Origin of the sequence: Paenibacillus chartarius, from assembly GCF_042432825.1 — a bacterium.
Taxonomy (GTDB): domain Bacteria; phylum Bacillota; class Bacilli; order Paenibacillales; family NBRC-103111; genus Gordoniibacillus; species Gordoniibacillus chartarius.
This window is the reverse complement of record NZ_JBHLWN010000120.1, coordinates 1-17,698: the sequence shown is the minus strand read 5'-3', so window position 1 is coordinate 17,698 and position 17,698 is coordinate 1. Positions and strand designations below refer to the sequence as shown.

The window sequence follows — 17,698 nt, the reverse complement described above, 5'->3', positions numbered from 1 at the left end:
GCGTCAAAGCCAAGCGGAGCGCGTGATACACGCATTTTGCGAATAGACGGTATGAAGGTGTTTTGATATAATGGGGGTCGGACCTAAGTACGAGGTGTAGGAATTCGGTCACCAAAGAAAACAAACATGGAGGCGGTTACATCCCAATGTATACCAACAACTATGTGATTGTGGCGATTTTCATCGGGCTTGGGATTTTGCTGCCTGTCGCCGCGCTCACGATCGGCAAGCTGCTGAGACCGAGTAAGCCGATCGATCCGAAGCTGACCACGTACGAGAGCGGAAACGAGCCGGTAGGCGAAGGGCAAATTCGGTTTAACATTCGGTACTATTTGTTCGCTTTAATGTTCGTTATATTCGATGTGGAGACAGTATTCTTGTATCCGTGGGCCGTAGCTTACCAGAAGCTGGGGCTGTTTGCGCTTGTGGAGATGCTGATTTTCGTTGCACTGCTTGCTGTCGGATTACTCTATGCCTGGAAGAAGAAGGTGCTGCAATGGACCAACTCCAATTAGAAAATATTACGCTCGAAGAACGACAAGAGCTCGAGCGCAACGTGTTCATGACGACGCTGGAGGAGCTGAAGGCTTGGGCGCGCAGCAATTCGCTGTGGCCGCTGACGTTCGGTCTGGCCTGCTGTGCCATTGAGATGATGGGGACGGGTGCATCGCACTACGACCTTGACCGGTTCGGGGTCATCTTCCGTACGTCGCCGCGGCAATCGGATGTGATGATTGTGGCGGGCACGGTAACGAAGAAAATGGCGCCGCTGCTGCGCAGATTGTATGATCAAATGCCGGAGCCGAAATGGGTAATCGCTATGGGCTCCTGCGCGACGGCCGGCGGACCGTACGTGAAGTCGTATGCGGTGGTGAAGGGCGTCGATCAAGTCGTTCCTGTCGATGTGTATATCCCGGGCTGTCCGCCGAATCCGGCGGCGCTTATTTACGGCATCAACAAGCTGCAGGAGAAGATTCGCTATGAGGCGAAAACCGGGAAGCAGGTGACCAACCGATGAGCGAAGAGGGGAAGAAGCCGGAGGACGGCGCCGAAGCGGGAGCTGAAGCTGTGGATGCTGCAGGGAAGACCGGGAAAGAGACGGGCGAGAGCGGTGAAGCGGCAGGCGCAGGTGCAAGTGCAAGTAATGCCGGCGCGGACGCAAGCTCGGGTGAAGCCGGCACAGCCGGCGCGAGGGAAGGCGGCGCGGGCGATACGACCGAAGGCGTCAAGTCGTCGGTCGGCGAGCAGCCGGCGGCGGCGGACATCGGCGAGGGGAACGCGAGCGAGCAGGCGGCCGAGGCGAAGCTGAACGCCGAGGATGCGCAGGGCCGCGGCGTGAACGCCGATCCCGGCGCGGTCGCGGAAGCGGTGAAGGAGCTGGCGTCAGACGCTCCTGCACCGGCAGGGCAGGCGGCGGCCGAAGGCGCGCCTGCAGCGGCGGCTCCGGCGGCGGACCCGGAGCGGGAAGCGAAGCTGCGCGCGGCTGCGGAAGCGCGCGCGGCACGGGCGGCGGCGAAGGCAGCCGCCGAAGGGAAGGCAGCGACGGCCGAGGGCGCTGCCACTGGCGACGGCGCTGCAGCGGCGCCGTCAGGCGAGCGCCCGGCGCGGACGCCGCGCGCGGCGAAGGCCGCGGCCGAGGACGCCGGGCCGAAGGAGCCGTCGCCGAACCAGCCGCTGCTCGACAGGCTTGTCGAGATTCTGAAGGAATCGGTCGGCGACGATGTGATTGCTGAAGCATACATTAACGAGATGGATAGCCATCGGCCATGCGTCGTCATCAAGGGCGAGCTGTGGCCGGAAGCGGCCAAAGTATTCCGCGATCATACGGAGCTCAAGTGCGATTATCTTCGCAACTTGTCCGGCGTCGATCAGGAAACGCATCTCGAAGTCGTATACCACCTGCTGTCGATTACGTCGAAGCGGGAATACGGCGTGAAGGTCAAGACGGACCGGGAGCATCCGAGTGTACCGTCCGTAACTTCGATATGGGAAACGGCCAACTGGAACGAGCGGGAAGCGTACGATCTGCTCGGCATCGATTTCCCCGGACATCCGAACCTCACCCGGATTATGATGCCGGACGATTGGGTCGGCCATCCGCTGCGTAAAGATTACGAACCGCTGGACCCGGAGGTGTAGGCTGTGGCACGACTAGAACGAATGGAACCGGCATCGGCGGAAGGCGGCCGGACGGACGGCGAGGGCAAGCTGCGGGATACGGTCGACCCGACGGTCGACTTCTTGAATCCGCCGGGAGCGGGTGACGAGCACGAAGCGACGGCAGGCGGTCTGCGCGAGGTGAAGCAAGGAGCCGGCCAAGGCGGTTTGCGTACCGAGGAGCTGCTCCTCAACGTCGGACCGCAGCACCCGAGCACGCACGGCGTATTCCGCGTCATCGTCAAGCTGGACGGAGAAGTGATCCGCGAAGCGATTCCGGTCATGGGTTACCTGCACCGCGGTACCGAGAAGCTGGCGGAGAACCTCAACTACACGCAAATTATCCCTTACACGGATCGTATGGACTATGTATCGGCGATGACGAACAATTACGTGCTGGTCAATGCCGTGGAGAAAATGATGCAGCTCGAAATCCCCGAGCGGGCCCAGTACTTGCGTCTGATCGTGATGGAGCTGCAGCGCGTCGCATCCCACCTCGTCTGGTGGGGCACGTACCTGCTCGATATCGGCGCGATGAGCCCGTTCTTGTTCGCGTTCCGCGACCGCGAGATCATCATCGACCTGTTCAACGAGCTATGCGGCGCGCGTCTGACCTACAATTACATGCGGGTCGGCGGGGTGAAGTGGGATGCGCCGAGCGGCTGGATCGAGAAGGTGCGCGACTTCGTGCCTTATATGCGGAAGCGTCTCGACGAATATAACAACCTCGTCAGCGGCAACGAAATTTTCCTGGCGCGGATTAAAGGAATCGGCAAGTACGACGCGCAGACGGCGATCAATTACGGCTTGTCCGGCGCCAACCTGCGCTGCACGGGCGTCGATTGGGATTTGCGCAAATCGCAGCCGTACTGCATCTACGACCAGTTCGATTTTGACGTACCGGTATCGCATAACGGCGACTGCTACGACCGGTACTTGCTGCGTATCGAAGAGATCCGCCAATCACTCCGCATTCTGGAGCAGGCGGTAGCACGCTTCCCAAGCGAAGGCGAGACGATGGGCAAGGTGCCGCGCGTCATCCGCCCGCCGGAAGGCGAAGTGTATGCGGCGATCGAATCGCCGCGCGGCGAGATCGGCTGCCACATTATTTCGCGCGGCAAGCAGGAGCCGTTCCGTCTGAAATTCCGCCGTCCGTCGTTCGTCAATTTGCAGATTCTGCCGAAGCTGCTTGTCGGCGAGACGATGACGAACCTGATCACGATTCTTGGCGGCATCGATATCGTAGTCGGGGAGGTTGACGCCTGATGTTGGATCTCCTCCAGCAGCAGCTGACGCTGACGAACTTCTTGATTTTCCTGGCGATCGGTATCGTGATGCTGCTGATCGTGCTAGGCTTCGTCACGTACGCGATCTACTTCGAGCGCAAAGTCATCGGCTGGATGCAGCTTCGGGTCGGCCCGAACCGGGTAGGCCCCCTGGGACTGCTTCAATCCGTAGCCGACGTTGCGAAGCTGCTCATTAAGGAAGACACGATCCCGCGCAAGGCCGAACGCCATCTGTTCATTCTTGCGCCGGTCATTACGTTCATTCCTTCGTTCGCCGTCATTGCGACGCTGCCGTTCGCCGGCAACCTGTTCCTCGCGGACCTGGACGTCGGCATTCTGTACTACGTGGCGCTGTCCGGCATTTCCACGCTCGGCATCGTGCTGGGCGGCTGGGCGTCCAACAACAAGTACGCTCTGCTCGGCGGGATGCGTTCGGCGGCGCAAATGATTTCGTACGAGGTGCCGCTGGTCATCTCTGTCGTCGGCATCGTGATGATGAGCGGAACGCTGAACCTGCGCCTCATCGTTGAGGGGCAGGCCGGCGGCATCTGGCATTGGAACTTCATCCCGCAAATTATCGGCTTCGTCGTATTCGTCATTGCCGGCATCTCCGAGCTGAACCGGACGCCGTTCGACTTGCCGGAGGCGGAGTCGGAGCTCGTGGCGGGCTATCACGTCGAGTACAGCGGCTTCCGCTTCGCGTTCTTCATGCTGGCGGAGTACGTGTATGTGTTCGCGATCGCTTCGCTGACAACGGTGCTGTTCCTCGGCGGCTGGCATGCGCCGCTGCCTTTCCTTGATTTTATCCCGGGAATCATCTGGTTCCTGCTCAAATTCTCGTTCATCGTGTTCTTCTTCTTCTGGCTGCGCGCGACGCTGCCGCGAATCCGCATCGACCAGCTGATGGGACTCGGCTGGCGGGTGCTGCTGCCGCTCGCGATACTGAATATTTTCGTCAGCGCCATTCTAATTGCACTGGGGGTCGGCAAAGCATGAAAGGGATCATGAAAGGCCTCGGCGTTACGTTCAAAAATTTGACCCAGAAGAAAATCACTTATGCGTACCCGGATGTGCCGCTTCAGATGCCGGACCGGTTCCGCGGCATACAGCATTTCGAGCCGGACAAGTGCATTGTCTGCAACCAATGCGCGCGCATCTGCCCGACCGAGTGCATCACGCTGACCGGCAAGCCGAACCCGGACCCGGAGAAGAAGGGCAAAGTGATCGACACGTACGACATCAACTTCGAAATTTGCATTCTGTGCGATCTGTGCACCGAGGTATGCCCGACGGAAGCGATCGTCATGACGAATAACTTCGAGCTGAGCACCTACAGCCGCGACGACTTGTTTAAGGACATGAAGTGGCTGAGCGAAAACAACAAGAACGTGCGCCAGGATAACAATTCGGCGATGCCGAAGGGGGGCGCCAAGGCGAATGCTTGACAACCTCCTTACGTTCATGAGCTCGGGGGAAAATCTCGTGTTCTTCGTGTTCGCCTTGATGGCGATCTGCGGAGCGATCTTCATGATCTCGCTGACCCGAGTGGTGCATATGGTGGTGGCGCTGTCGCTCACCTTCCTTGCTCTCGGCGGCATCTACATTACGCTGGACGCGGAGTTCGTCGGCTGGGTGCAGGTGCTGATCTACGCCGGCGCAATTACGATTCTGATGGTGTTCGGGATTATGATGACCCGCCATCACGGCGAAGCCGAAGAGGAGCCGAACCGGCCATGGCATAACGGCTTGCTGCTGGTCGGTGCGCTCGGCTTGTTCGGAATTTTGTTCTACGCGATTCAGAATGCGGCCATAAAGCCGTCCGGCGAGCCGATTCAGGCGAAGGATAATACGCTGCAAATCGGCCAGCTGCTGTTCAACCAATACGTAATCCCGTTCGAAATCATGTCCGTGCTGCTGACGGTCGCCTTTATCGGCGCGATTGTCGTCGCGAAGAGGGAGGAGGATTGAAGATGGGCATTACTCCTTACTTGACGCTTGCGGCGATTTTGTTCTGCATCGGCTTGTACGGCGCGCTCTCGAAGAAAAATGCCGTCATCGTGCTGCTCTCGGTAGAGCTCATGCTGAATGCGGTCAACCTCAACCTGGTTGCGTTCGCCAAGTACGGCGCGGTGCCGTCGCTGACCGGGCAAATCTTTTCCTTGTTCAACATTACGATCGCTGCGGCTGAAGTGGCTGTAGGCATTGCGATTTTGATGAATTTGTACCGAAGCCGGGGGACGACCGACGTCACCGATATGGACTCAATGAAGCGATAGGAGGGTGACTCGGACATGGATTCCGTATATACGTCGTATGCCTGGCTCGTTCCGCTGTTCCCGCTGCTCGCCTTCCTTGTGCTCTTGGCGGGAGGACGCCAGCTTCGCGAATTCGGCGCCTACATCTCGATTGGAGCGATGCTGGCCTCTTTCGTGCTTGCGGTACTGATCTTCGTAGAGCGGCTTGGCCATACGCAGGATTTTACATGGGCTCAAATCAACTGGCTGCGCATCGGAGATGTCCAGCTGAACATGGGCTTTGAGGTGACGAACCTCAACGCGCTCATGATGGTCGTCGTCACGCTGGTCAGCCTGCTGGTCAATTTGTATTCGAAGGGCTATATGCACGGCGACGAGCGGATCAACGTATTCTTCAGCTACATTCAGCTGTTCTCGTTCTCGATGCTCGGGCTTGTCATTTCGGTCAATTTGCTGGAGCTGTATATTTTCTGGGAGCTGGTCGGGGCTTGCTCGTTCCTGCTCGTCGGCTTCTGGTACCATAAGCCGGAAGCGCGCGCCGCGGCGAAGAAGGCATTCATCGTAACGCGCGTCGGCGACGTCGGGCTGTTCCTGGCGATTCTGCTGCTGTTCTGGTATATGCCGGGGCATTCCCTGGATTTCAGTGCGATTCATAACGCGTTCTCCCAGGGTAAAATCGATCCGGGCATCGCTACGCTCATCGCGATCCTGATCTTCGTCGGCGCCGCCGGCAAATCCGGCCAATTCCCGCTGCATACGTGGCTGCCTGACGCGATGGAAGGCCCGACGCCGATTTCCGCGCTCATTCACGCGGCGACGATGGTTGCGGCGGGCGTCTATTTGGTGGCGCGGACGATGGATATTTTCGCAGCGTCCCCGGATGCGATGCTCGTTGTCGCTTATGTGGGCGGCTTCACGGCGATCTTCGCGGCTACGATCGGTACGGCGCAGAACGATATTAAGCGCGTGCTCGCTTATTCGACCGTGAGCCAGCTCGGCTACATGATGATGGCGCTGGGCCTCGGCGCATCAACGGCGGGAATTTTCCACCTGTTCACCCACGCCTTCTTCAAAGCGTTGCTGTTCCTTGGAGCGGGCTCCGTCATTCATGCGGTACATACGCAGGATATCCGGGAGATGGGCGGACTGTCCGGCAAAATGAAAGTGACGACCATAACGTTCGCTATCGGCGCATTGGCGTTGTCCGGCATTGTGCCGCTGTCGGGCTTCTGGTCGAAGGATGCGATTCTCTCGGCCGCTTATGAGCACAACCAGCCGCTTTTCTGGGTCGGGCTCGTTGCGGCGTTCTTCACGGCATTTTACATGGCGCGGCTGTTCTTCCTCGTCTTCACCGGGAAGCAGCGCTCCGACTATCACGCGCACGAGTCTCCGGCTTCGATGACGCTTCCGCTCATCGTCCTTGCGGCGCTGGCGGTCGCCTCCGGCTTCGTCTTCACGCCGTTTAACGGCTGGCTGGGCACCTGGCTGAGCGGCCATGCCGAAGCGGAGCATGCGAACTGGCCGGTTATGATTATGTCGACACTCGCCGGATTGCTGGGCATTGGCCTGGGTTACGTGATGTACGCGCGGGGCACGGCGAGGGGCAGTGCGGTGGCCGGCAAGCTGCCGTGGCTGCACACGCTCGTATACCGCAAGTATTATATCGATGAACTGTACAACGCGGTGTTTGTCGGCGGACTCCGCCTGATTGGCTCGATCCTGCAGCTGATCGACGTGTACGTCGTGGACGGTATCGTTCGGCTCGTCTCCGCTGCTGCGGTGGGGATCGGCCGAGTAGGCCTGCGCCTGCAGAACGGGCAAGTTCAGACTTACGGACTCATTACGCTGCTGGGTCTGTTGATCCTGGCGCTCGCCTTGGCGGGAAGGAGGTTCTTCCAACTTGGATAATCTGCCGATATTAACGTTAATCGCCTTCACGCCGCTGCTGGGCGCGCTGCTGCTGATGTTCGTGCCGAAGGAGCGGGGCGGCCTGATCAAGACGATCGCCCTGATCGCTTCGCTCGTATCGCTGGCGCTGGCCGGTTCGATGTATGCCGGTTACCAATCCTCCGCCGATCCGCTGCAATTCAAGGAATCGTACAGCTGGATTCACGTCCCGCTGAATAAGGAAGGCCTGGAGCAAATTACGTCGTTCTACTTCGATTTCAAATACAGCTTAGCCGTCGACGGCGTATCGCTGCCGCTGGTGTTCTTGACGGCGCTCGTCTCGGCGATGGCCGCGCTGGCGTCGTTCCAAATCAAGAAGCGCTGGAAAACCTATTTCATCTTGTTCCTGCTGCTGCAGACCGGGATGTATGGGGTATTCATGGCGCAAGATTTGTTCCTGTTCTTCGTGTTCTTTGAGATTACTCTCGTTCCGATGTTCTTCCTGATCGGCATCTGGGGGTATGTCGACCGCGAGCGGGCGGCGAACAAATTCTTGATATACAACGGTATCGGATCGGCGATCATGCTGATCGCGTTCCTGATCCTCGTCGCTACGGCCGGCTTCTCGCTCACGCAGACGAACAACGAAGTCATCCTCTCCTACAGCGGGGATATCGCGACCATTACCGGCAATCTGCTCCAGAACGCGGAATCGTTCGTGAACCGCGCGGAGCAGGGCAACCCGTTCTACCTGACCGATACGATGAAGTGGACGCTGTTCGGCATGCTGCTCGTTGCGTTCGGCATCAAGCTGCCGATCTTCCCGTTCCATACGTGGATGCTCCGCGTGCATACGGAAGCGCCGCCCTCCATCGTCATGATTCACTCGGGCATTCTGCTCAAGATGGGCGCCTACGGTCTCATCCGGTTCGGCATATTGCTGTTCCCGGCGCAGGCGAAGGAAGCGGCGCTGCTGCTTGCCGTTCTCGGCGTCATCAATATTTTGTACGGTGCCGCTCTAGCCTTTGTGCAGAAGGAGTTCAAGCTGGTGCTGGCTTACTCCAGTATTTCGCACATGGGGATCGTGCTGCTCGGCATCGCGTCCTTTAACGTAACCGGCTTGGAAGGCGCGGTGTTCCAGCTCGTTTCCCACGGTCTGATCTCGGCGCTGCTGTTCCTGCTTGTCGGCAGCATCTACGAGCGGACGGAGACGACCGAGCTCGGCTCGCTCGGCGGCTTGGCCAAGTCGGTTCCGTTCATGAGCGGTATGCTGCTGGTTGCGGGTATGGCCTCGCTCGGACTGCCGGGCTTGTCCGGCTTCGTCAGCGAGTTTCTGGCGTTCCTCGGCCTGTTCGCTACGTACCCGGCGCTGACGGCCGTCGGTGCGCTGGGCATTGTGTTAACTGCTGCATATGTGCTGCGCGGGGTGCTCAGCATCACATTCGGACCGATGCCTGACGTCTACAAAGGGATTCGCGATGCGAGGCTGAGCGAGGCGATCCCGATGATCGCGCTCGTCGCCTTCATTCTGCTGCTCGGCATCTATCCGAGCGTCCTGAGCGAGCCGCTGCTGCATACGCTGAACGGCATGAATCAGCTGCTAAGCGGCGCTGCCGGGAAGGTAGGAGGATAGAGCCATGGAAGCTATACGTTTGCAACTGTCCGATCTGGGGTACTTGGCTCCCGAGCTGACGCTGGTCATAACGGCCATCGTGGCGGCGCTGCTCGATCTGGCGCTTCCGCGTACGGTCAGCCGGCAATTCGCCGCCTGGCTGTCTCTCGCCGGCGTCGTCGTCGCGTTCGTGTTCACGGCGCTGGCGCTTAATCCGGCCGAGCCTATCGCGCTGCTGGGGCAAAGCTATCGCATTGACGATTTCGGAAGCTTGCTGAAGCTGGTCATTCTCGGCGGCACCGGGCTGATCTTGTTCATGAGCCTCGGCAGCACGGAGCGGGAAGGCATCCAGCATGTCGGCGAGTATTATTACTTCTTCCTTCCGGCGGCGCTCGGGGCGATGATCATGGCATCTTCGGGTGACCTGGTCACTTTGTACGCCGGGTTGGAGCTTCTTAGCATTACATCTTATATTCTGGTTGCGATGCGCAAGCGGAGCATGAATGCGAGCGAGGGCGCCTTCAAATATTTGGTGCTGGGCTCCATCTCGTCCGCCGTCATTCTGTACGGCATGTCGTTCCTGTACGGCATTTCGGGTTCTACGAACCTGCTCGAAATCAATCAAGCCATTGCCGGTTCGATAGAGTCGGCGCCGGCGCTTATCTACATCGCGTTCTTCCTGCTGCTCGCCGGGTTTGGCTTCAAAATCGCCGCCGCCCCGTTCCACGCTTGGGCGCCGGATGTGTATCAGGGTGCCCCGACGCCGGTGGCCGCTTTCCTGGCCGTCGTATCCAAGGGTGCGGGCTTCGCGATCCTGTTCCGCACGATGTACTGGGTGTTCGGCGCCTTCACCCTGATGAACTCCGAGCTGCAGAAGGACGCGCTGCTGTCGCTGTCGGTCATGGCGGCGATAGCAATGGTCGTAGGCAATACGATGGCGCTGCGGCAGACGAACGTGAAGCGGCTGCTGGCGCTGTCGGGCATCGCGAATGCCGGCTATCTGCTCGTGCCGATTGCCGCGCACTTCTCGCTTACGCATTATGCGAACTATTCGGAGTTCCTGTATTACCTGATCGCCTACCTGTTCATGAACATCGGCGCGTTCGCGCTGCTGATGATCGTCGAGCGCAGCTCGGGCACGGAGGAGCTGAAAGGCTTTGCCGGGCTGTATTACCGCGCTCCGCTTACGGCGGTAGCCGCCGTACTGATCGTCTTGTCGCTTGCCGGTATTCCGGTAACGGCCGGCTTCTTCGGCAAGCTGTTCATTATTCTCGGCGCGATGCAGACGCAGCTGTACTGGCTTGGGGCCGTCATGATCGTGACCAGCGTGATCTCGTTCTACTATTACTTCGGCTGGATTCGCCAAATGTTCATGCGCAGCGATTACGAATCCGATGAAGTCAAAGTAGCGTGGCCGCTCGGCATTACCGTCTGGGTGTGCGCTCTCGCGGGAGTCGCGCTCGGCGCTTATCCGCAAGGGCTGCTCAGCGCGGTGGATCGCATTTTCAGCCTGGCGAAGGATATGTTCGTCATGTAAACGAAGGGAAGCAGGTCCGGCTCGCGTACATCAAGGTGTGCGGGGGCCGGACTTTTTTTCAACTTTCCAGATTCATCTTGGAGGTTTTTAGCGGCATTGACGCGAATACAATAGAGATGCAGCACTATGAAAATGATGGTGACAGAGCAAAAAAGGGGAGATTGTGAGGGGGACGATCGCATCGATAGACAACTTGTGAACGATCCCGAAGCACTTGCAAGACTTCGAAGCTAGTGCAGAGGCTTGCCGCTACTCACTGAAGAAAAGGGAAAGCTGATATGAAACGAATTCCAATCTGGAGCACAAGTGCAAGCGTCTGTCGCGGCGGAGACGATAGGCCCGCTTCGCGTCCGGTCCGCACCGCCGGGTGGCGCAGTATGCTGCGCCGTGCAGGCATGCTGTTGGCGGGGCTGGCGTTCAGCGCCATCGTCGCTGCAGCTCCCGCATCGGCTGCCGATCCGGCACAGCCTAACGATCCGCTTCGATCCAAGCAGACGTACCTGGATCAAATTCATATGCCGGAGGCATGGGCCTCCGGGACCGTGCCCGCAGCAGCGGCGCCAATCGTCGTAGCGCTCGTCGATACCGGCGTCGACCTGACGCATACGGATTTGCAGGGCAAGCTCGTCGACGGATTCAATGTGCTGAATCCGAGTCTGCCGCCTCAGGACGATAACGGCCACGGCACGAATGTAGCCGGGATTATCGCTGCCGTCAATAACAATGACAAAGGCATCGCCGGGATCGCCTCGGGTGCGGTTCGCATCATGCCGATCAAAGCGCTGGAAGCGGACGGGCGCGGCGATGAGAACAAGCTTGGCGAGGGTATCCGTTATGCCGTCGATCACGGGGCCCGGATCGTCGTCCTATCGCTGGGGCTGAATCGGGACAATGAGGAGCTCGCCAAAGTCGTCCGCTATGCCGAAGACCGCGGCGTGTTGTTAGTAGCGGCCGTAGGCAACGAAGGGAACAGCGTCAATTACCCCGCCGCTTATCCGACCGTACTCGCCGTTGGCGGGGTCAATCCGTACAATCAGGCGGAATACCGTTCCAATGTCGGGCCCGAGATTGATTTGGTTGCACCGTATGACGTATATACGACGGCGCTGGGAGGCGGTTACGAGTCCAAGAACGGGACTTCGATGGCGGCACCGCAAGCGGCGGCGGTCGCCGCCCTGGCATGGACCAAATATACGTGGATGCAGCCGTACCAGCTGCGCAGCCTGCTGCAGCAAACGGCCGAAGATCTTGAAGAAGCCGGATGGGACGAACTGACAGGCTATGGCTTGCTGCGCGCCGACCGGGCGCTGCGGCAGACGTACCGCGAAGACCCGTTCGAACCGAACGATCAGGCGGATACAGCCAAAGTCATCCCGGTGAATACGGCGGTCAGCGCCGAATTGGCCGGAGGTCAGGACACCGATTGGTTCAAGCTGGTCAGTCCTTACAGCGGAACGCTTCAAGTCCGATTGGACTTGAACGATCCGGGGGCTGCCATCGCCGTAACGACGTACACGAATAGTCTTGTAACGAAGCAAGCCGCTTCCGTCACTCAAGGGGAAACGTTGGCCGTTCCGGTGGATGCAGGCGTCACGTATATTCGTCTGCAGGCAGCCGACAGCCGGTTCAAAACATCCGTCAGCTACAGGCTGACGACAGCGCTGCGCATCTATGAAGACCCGTACGAACCGAACGACAAGCAATTTCAGGCCTTTTCCCTGCCCGCACAGAGCCAAGTCGTGAAGGGGACCTTCGATCATGCGAACGACGTCGACTGGTATGTGCTGCAGATCGACCAATCGGGACGGCTGGCCATACGGCTCTCGACCGATACGGCCCGCATCGATCCTGTGCTCCTGCTCGAGAAGCGCGGAGAGAAGGGCGTCACGTACGATCAGGCCGGCAACGGAGCGGAAGAAGCAACCGCGCTGGATGTATTCCCGGGCCAGTACTATTTGAAAGTCAGCAATCTGAACGGGGCCAAGAATGCGATTGTAGGCGAATACACGCTATCGATTACGTATACGCCGAAGTGGCTCGATCCGAACGAGCCGAACGATAAGCCGTACCAAGCTTCCGCCATCGATCCCGGCACAGCGGCGATCGGTACGTTCGAAACGGCTGCCGATACCGACTGGTTCCAGCTGGGCGTGCCGGGGGACAGCTTGGCGGCATTCACGTTGACGGGGGTTCCGGCCGACCGGACGGTTACGCTGACGCTGGCCGATTATCAGCTCAAGCCGCTCGGCGAGTACCGTACGGAAGCTCAAGGAAACGACGGTGTTCTCCAGATCGAGCAATATTTGACAAGCGGCACCTATTATATTAAGCTTTCAACGGATTATTCTTTCACGAATCGGCCCTATCGGTTTGAAGCGGGGCTGAAGCCGCTCATTTCCGGCTATACAGATATTGCGAATCACTGGGCGCAAGCGACGATAAGCCGGCTTAGCGAACAGCATATCATCGAAGGTTACGGCCACTATTCGTTCCGTCCCGACGGGGCGATTACGCGCGCCGAAGCCGCCGCTGTCTTGACCCGCGCGTTTCGGTGGTCGAAGGAAGATCCTTTGCATTTTACCGACGTACCGGTTTCGTATTGGGCCTATCCTTACATCGCGAAGGCGGCGCAGGCGGGCATTGTCGACGGTTATGCCGACGCCAGCTTCCGGCCGGACCTTCCGATTACGCGTATGGAGATGGCGTCTATGTTCGCCAAGAGCTTGAACCTGGCGGGCAAACGGCGGGGCGGACCTCCCTTCACCGACGTCGGTGAGAATTATTGGGGGGCGGGGATTCTCAAGCAGCTGAAAGCGGACGGCTGGCTGACCGGCTTCCCGGACGGTACGTTCGGGCCGGAGCGGCAGGCGTCGCGGGCGGAATTCCTGACTATTCTCGAGAAAATTCTGAATCGCTAGGAGGCTCGGAAGAACGATGAACGTAGCGGATCCGGGCCTTCCGGCGGCTGCGCCTTATATGGGGCTTATCAGCATTACGATTTACTTGCTGTTCATAGGGCTATCGTGGTGGTGTTTGCAGGAATTCCGTTTCGATGTGCTGCTGCGCCGCCCGAAGAGTCCGCAGGCGAAGCTGCTGCAGATTTTTTTATCGATCGCGCTAGGGTATCAGCTCGCAAGGTTTTTCCTGGATTATCTAGAAGTTTCGCTAGGCCTTCAACGTATGTTTTGAGCCCTGATCGAATAACCCGTCCTAATCTTGTCAACAATGGTAGTACAACCGTACGAAAATAGCGACCGTCTCCGAACGATATGTACCATGGCTGAAAAGTAGGGGAGTCGCCTTGCGGAAGCATGGTAAAATATCACAGTTGAGCGGCGGAACGGCTCGATGCTACACTAGGGAGCGGGGCTGCCGCGTCATCGGCAAGTCGGAGAATATCAATACGCGGAGGGACCATGATGAGCAAAATTATCGTCCGCGGTGGCCGAAAATTATCGGGGCGCGTTAAAGTAAGCGGCGCGAAAAATGCGGTGCTGCCGATTATCGCTGCTTCTATTTTGGGGGAAGAGGGAGAAAGCGTCATTCACGATGCGCCCCCTCTTGACGATGTAATTGTCATTAATAAAGTGCTGCAGAGCCTCGGCATTCAGATCGATTACAAGAACGAAACGATTCGGGTTCGGGCGCAGCGAATTGATACTTGTGAAGCCTCCTACGAACTGGTGCGCAAAATGCGGGCGTCTTTCCTCGTCATGGGACCGCTGCTTGCGCGGCTCGGTCATGCCCGTATTTCGCTTCCCGGCGGCTGTGCGATCGGAACGAGGCCGATTGACCAGCATCTGAAGGGCTTCGAAGCGATGGGCGCGGATATTGAGCTCGGCCAAGGCTATATCGAGGCAAGAGTTCGGGGCAAGCGGCTCCACGGCGCGAAAATTTATTTGGACGTCGCTTCTGTCGGCGCGACCGAGAATATCATGATGGCCGCGACGCTGGCTGAAGGCACGACGATCATCGAGAATGCGGCGAAGGAGCCGGAAATTGTTGACCTGGCGAATTATCTCAATGCGATGGGCGCCGTCATTCGCGGAGCGGGTACGGGAATTATCCGCATTGAAGGGGTCGAGCGTTTGCGAGGCGCCGTACATACCGTCATACCGGACCGGATTGAAGCCGGTACGTATATGATCGCCGCGGCGATTACGGGCGGAGATCTGTATATCGAAGGCGCAATCGGAGATCATCTGGCGCCGGTCATCTCGAAGCTGCAGGAGATGGGCGTTACGGTCGATGAGGATGAGAACGGACTGCGCGTGCGCGCGGGCAAGGCGCTGAAGTCGGTCGACGTAAAGACGCTGCCGTACCCGGGCTTTCCAACCGATATGCAGTCGCAGTTTATGGCGCTCATGATGGTCGCGGACGGAACGGGCATCGTGACGGAGACGATTTTCGAGAACCGGTTCATGCATGTGGAACAATTCGTGAATATGAACGGGCAAATCAAGGTCGACGGGCGCACGGCGGTCGTCAGCGGCAATACGAAGCTGAAGGGCGCGAAAGTGTGCGCTACGGACCTTCGCGCGGGAGCTGCACTGGTGCTCGCGGCGCTAGCCGCGGAAGGCGACACCGAGATCAGCGGGGTACACCATATCGACCGGGGCTATGTCGAGCTGGCGGAGCGGCTGCGTTCGGTCGGTGCGGATATTTCCCGTGTGGAGCCGGAGCCGATTCCCGAGACGTCGGTCGAGCCGGATTTGCCGATTTTCGCGGTACAACCCACTTGGGCATAACCTACAGAAGCCAACTTCCTTTTGCGGGAGGTTGGCTTTTTGCTTTGGCCGGCAGCCGGCTGCGTCTACCATTTTGCAAGGAGTGAATGCTCTAGCGGAAGTGGAAGCCCCTCCAGCTAGCAGCCTTGTTCGTTATGAGATATTTTCTCGCAGAGAGAGTGCCGGGTTCTACCCTACTAAAATTCCTCATATGCTGGTACTATCTACGGGCCGATCTAAGAGACGCCGCTACGACATCGCCGCATATGGAGGAACGTACATGAATATGACGCACAAGCAACTGCTGGGCTGGGCTTCCGCATGGCTGGCGGTATTGAGCTTTCTGGCCGTATTGATTCCCGGATTCCTTGTGAGGCGCGGCGACGCTTCGCAGTTAACCATCGCCCCTAGCGCGAATGTGTCGAATCCAGATGGCGGGGGCAAGCACCTGTTAATACCGGTTTATCTCAGCAAAACGCAAACTATCGAGACGGTCCCGCTGGAAGACTATGTGCGCGGCGTCGTCGCCGCCGAGATGCCGGCGGATTTCGAGCTGGAAGCGATGAAGGCGCAGGCGATCGCCGCTCGCACTTATATCGTGCGGCGTATTCTGGAGCGAGACTTCAGCAACGTTCCCGTGAACGACGCTTGGGTCACCGATACGATCACCCACCAGGCGTATCTGAGCGAGGAGGAGCTGCGTAAGCGCGCCGATGCGGCGTCGCCGGAGGCTGCGGCCGGCTGGGACAAGCTGAACCGTGCCGTACGGGAGACGAACGATCTAATTTTGACGTATGGCGGAAAACCGATTCAAGCGACATTTTTCTCGACGAGCAACGGGTTTACGGAAAATGCCGCGGATTACTGGGGAGACGATATCCCTTATCTCCGCAGCGTGGCCAGTCCATGGGACGCGAAGCTGTCTCCCCGCTATAAAGAAACGGTCACGATTCCTTATAAAGTGCTGATCGCCAAACTGGGCGTGAAGTCGGTCGCGACGACTTCCGGGAAGCCCACGTCGCTGAAGGTGCTCAGCTGGACCGATAGCAAGCGCGTCAAGTCGATTTCCGCCGGCGGACGGACGTTCAGCGGCAAGGAGTTCCGCGAGCGGCTCGGCCTGAATTCCTCCCAGTTTGCCTGGACGTGGCGCGGCGACCAGCTGGAGATGACGACGACCGGCTACGGCCACGGGGTGGGAATGAGCCAGTGGGGGGCTAACGGGATGGCCCGGGAAGGCAAATCGGCCGAAGAAATCGTCAAATATTTCTATCAGGGCGTTGCCATAGAGCCCGCTGCCTCCTATCTCACAACAAAATCTTAAAAACCTGTAAACTTTCAATTGGTAAAATGTATAAATCTTCTCTTCTTGTCAACAATGGTTGATGAGGTGATAACCATATGAATGACAAGAAGCAAGATTTGCAGAAGGATGAAGCTCTCAAAACGGTTACGGGAGCGCAAGGTCAATCTTCATGGAAGAAGCTGCTGGCGAAGAAGTGGGTATTTCCTGCGGTGTATATGGCAGCGGCGGCAATTATCTTAACCTTAATGTGGGTCTATCAGGACGCGGCGACCAACAAAAGTGCTGCGACTGAGCCCAAAGGCGGACTCGAGGTGAGCTCGAACGATACCGGCGCCAAAGGCGGACAAACCGCGGTACCGGTCAACGCAGCTGCCGAAACGATGCAATGGCCCGTTAAGGATAAGAATGCAGTAACGACAGGCATGCAGTTCTATGACGCAAGCGCAACGAATGAAGTAAAAGCGGCGGCTACCGTGCATTACAATCAGCAATTCACGCCGCACACCGGATTGGATTTCACGGCGAAAGACAACCAGCCGTTTGACGTTGTAGCGGCACTGAGCGGTAAAGTGACTGCTGTCGAAAACAACCCGGTTGTCGGTCACCTTGTCGAAGTCACTAGCGACAATGGGCTCGTTACCGTGTACCAAAGCTTGGCTGATGTGAAAGTGACGAAGGGCGCCGATGTGAAGAAGGGCGATGTTATCGCCAAAGCCGGCCGCAACGAACTGGAAAAGGACGAAGGTGTCCATCTCCACTTCGAAGTTCGCCAAGACGGCAACTCCGTCAACCCGCAACAATTCCTGAACGATAAGTAATCCATTGCCGAGCGGCCCGCCCCCCGGGACGCCGAGCTCCCGCCACCCCCCTTGATGATATGCTCCCCATTAGGTAGACAGGTGAAATAATAAAACCTGTCTACCAAGGGGAGTTT

The 17,698-nt window shown here is 58.4% G+C and carries 16 protein-coding genes; all 16 read left to right on the top strand.

Annotated elements, in window-relative coordinates:
• Positions 1 to 146 precede the first annotated feature (146 nt).
• Positions 147 to 515 (top strand): NADH-quinone oxidoreductase subunit A, encoded by a 369-nt coding sequence (locus tag ACFFK0_RS28765; RefSeq protein WP_377474528.1) that lies wholly within the window; start codon positions 147 to 149, stop codon positions 513 to 515.
• Positions 497 to 1,018 (top strand): NuoB/complex I 20 kDa subunit family protein, encoded by a 522-nt coding sequence (locus tag ACFFK0_RS28760; protein WP_377474526.1) that lies wholly within the window; start codon positions 497 to 499, stop codon positions 1,016 to 1,018. Before ACFFK0_RS28765 ends, ACFFK0_RS28760 begins: the two co-directional genes overlap by 19 nt.
• A complete protein-coding gene (locus tag ACFFK0_RS28755; RefSeq protein ID WP_377474524.1) occupies positions 1,015 to 2,139 on the top strand; it encodes an NADH-quinone oxidoreductase subunit C in 1,125 nt (374 codons plus the stop codon). The genes ACFFK0_RS28760 and ACFFK0_RS28755 overlap by 4 nt, the downstream gene beginning before the upstream one ends.
• 3 nt (positions 2,140 to 2,142) lie before the next feature.
• The gene (locus tag ACFFK0_RS28750) at positions 2,143 to 3,423 is read left to right on the top strand and encodes an NADH-quinone oxidoreductase subunit D (RefSeq protein WP_377474521.1); all 1,281 of its coding nucleotides are present in this window, start codon (positions 2,143 to 2,145) and stop codon (positions 3,421 to 3,423) included.
• Entirely contained in the window at positions 3,423 to 4,439 is a 1,017-nt protein-coding gene (gene nuoH / locus ACFFK0_RS28745; RefSeq protein ID WP_377474519.1) for an NADH-quinone oxidoreductase subunit NuoH, read from the top strand. Before ACFFK0_RS28750 ends, nuoH begins: the two co-directional genes overlap by 1 nt.
• Complete coding sequence (gene nuoI, locus ACFFK0_RS28740; protein ID WP_377474517.1) at positions 4,436 to 4,888, top strand: NADH-quinone oxidoreductase subunit NuoI; 453 nt, start codon at positions 4,436 to 4,438, stop codon at positions 4,886 to 4,888. The genes nuoH and nuoI overlap by 4 nt, the downstream gene beginning before the upstream one ends.
• A complete protein-coding gene (locus tag ACFFK0_RS28735; RefSeq protein WP_377474515.1) occupies positions 4,881 to 5,411 on the top strand; it encodes an NADH-quinone oxidoreductase subunit J in 531 nt (176 codons plus the stop codon). Before nuoI ends, ACFFK0_RS28735 begins: the two co-directional genes overlap by 8 nt.
• Positions 5,412 to 5,413: 2 nt before the next feature.
• The gene (nuoK, locus tag ACFFK0_RS28730; protein WP_377474513.1) at positions 5,414 to 5,719 is read left to right on the top strand and encodes an NADH-quinone oxidoreductase subunit NuoK; all 306 of its coding nucleotides are present in this window, start codon (positions 5,414 to 5,416) and stop codon (positions 5,717 to 5,719) included.
• Positions 5,720 to 5,734: 15 nt separating this feature from the next.
• Entirely contained in the window at positions 5,735 to 7,606 is a 1,872-nt protein-coding gene (gene nuoL, locus ACFFK0_RS28725; protein ID WP_377474511.1) for an NADH-quinone oxidoreductase subunit L, read from the top strand.
• On the top strand, positions 7,599 to 9,218 hold the full coding sequence (locus ACFFK0_RS28720) for a complex I subunit 4 family protein (protein ID WP_377474508.1): 1,620 nt from the start codon (positions 7,599 to 7,601) through the stop codon (positions 9,216 to 9,218). Before nuoL ends, ACFFK0_RS28720 begins: the two co-directional genes overlap by 8 nt.
• A gap of 4 nt (positions 9,219 to 9,222) precedes the next feature.
• Positions 9,223 to 10,734, top strand: coding sequence for an NADH-quinone oxidoreductase subunit N (locus ACFFK0_RS28715; RefSeq protein WP_377474507.1), 1,512 nt, complete (start codon positions 9,223 to 9,225; stop codon positions 10,732 to 10,734).
• Between the two features lie 278 nt (positions 10,735 to 11,012).
• Entirely contained in the window at positions 11,013 to 13,652 is a 2,640-nt protein-coding gene (locus ACFFK0_RS28710; protein WP_377474504.1) for a S8 family serine peptidase, read from the top strand.
• Positions 13,653 to 13,668: 16 nt separating this feature from the next.
• Entirely contained in the window at positions 13,669 to 13,923 is a 255-nt protein-coding gene (locus ACFFK0_RS28705; protein ID WP_377474503.1) for a DUF1146 family protein, read from the top strand.
• 230 nt (positions 13,924 to 14,153) lie between these two features.
• On the top strand, positions 14,154 to 15,482 hold the full coding sequence (gene murA / locus ACFFK0_RS28700) for a UDP-N-acetylglucosamine 1-carboxyvinyltransferase (protein ID WP_377474594.1): 1,329 nt from the start codon (positions 14,154 to 14,156) through the stop codon (positions 15,480 to 15,482).
• Positions 15,483 to 15,741: 259 nt separating this feature from the next.
• A complete protein-coding gene (gene spoIID, locus ACFFK0_RS28695) occupies positions 15,742 to 16,782 on the top strand; it encodes a stage II sporulation protein D (RefSeq protein ID WP_377474501.1) in 1,041 nt (346 codons plus the stop codon).
• A 77-nt stretch (positions 16,783 to 16,859) separates the two neighbouring features.
• Positions 16,860 to 17,582 (top strand): peptidoglycan DD-metalloendopeptidase family protein, encoded by a 723-nt coding sequence (locus ACFFK0_RS28690; protein ID WP_377474500.1) that lies wholly within the window; start codon positions 16,860 to 16,862, stop codon positions 17,580 to 17,582.
• Positions 17,583 to 17,698 lie beyond the last annotated feature (116 nt).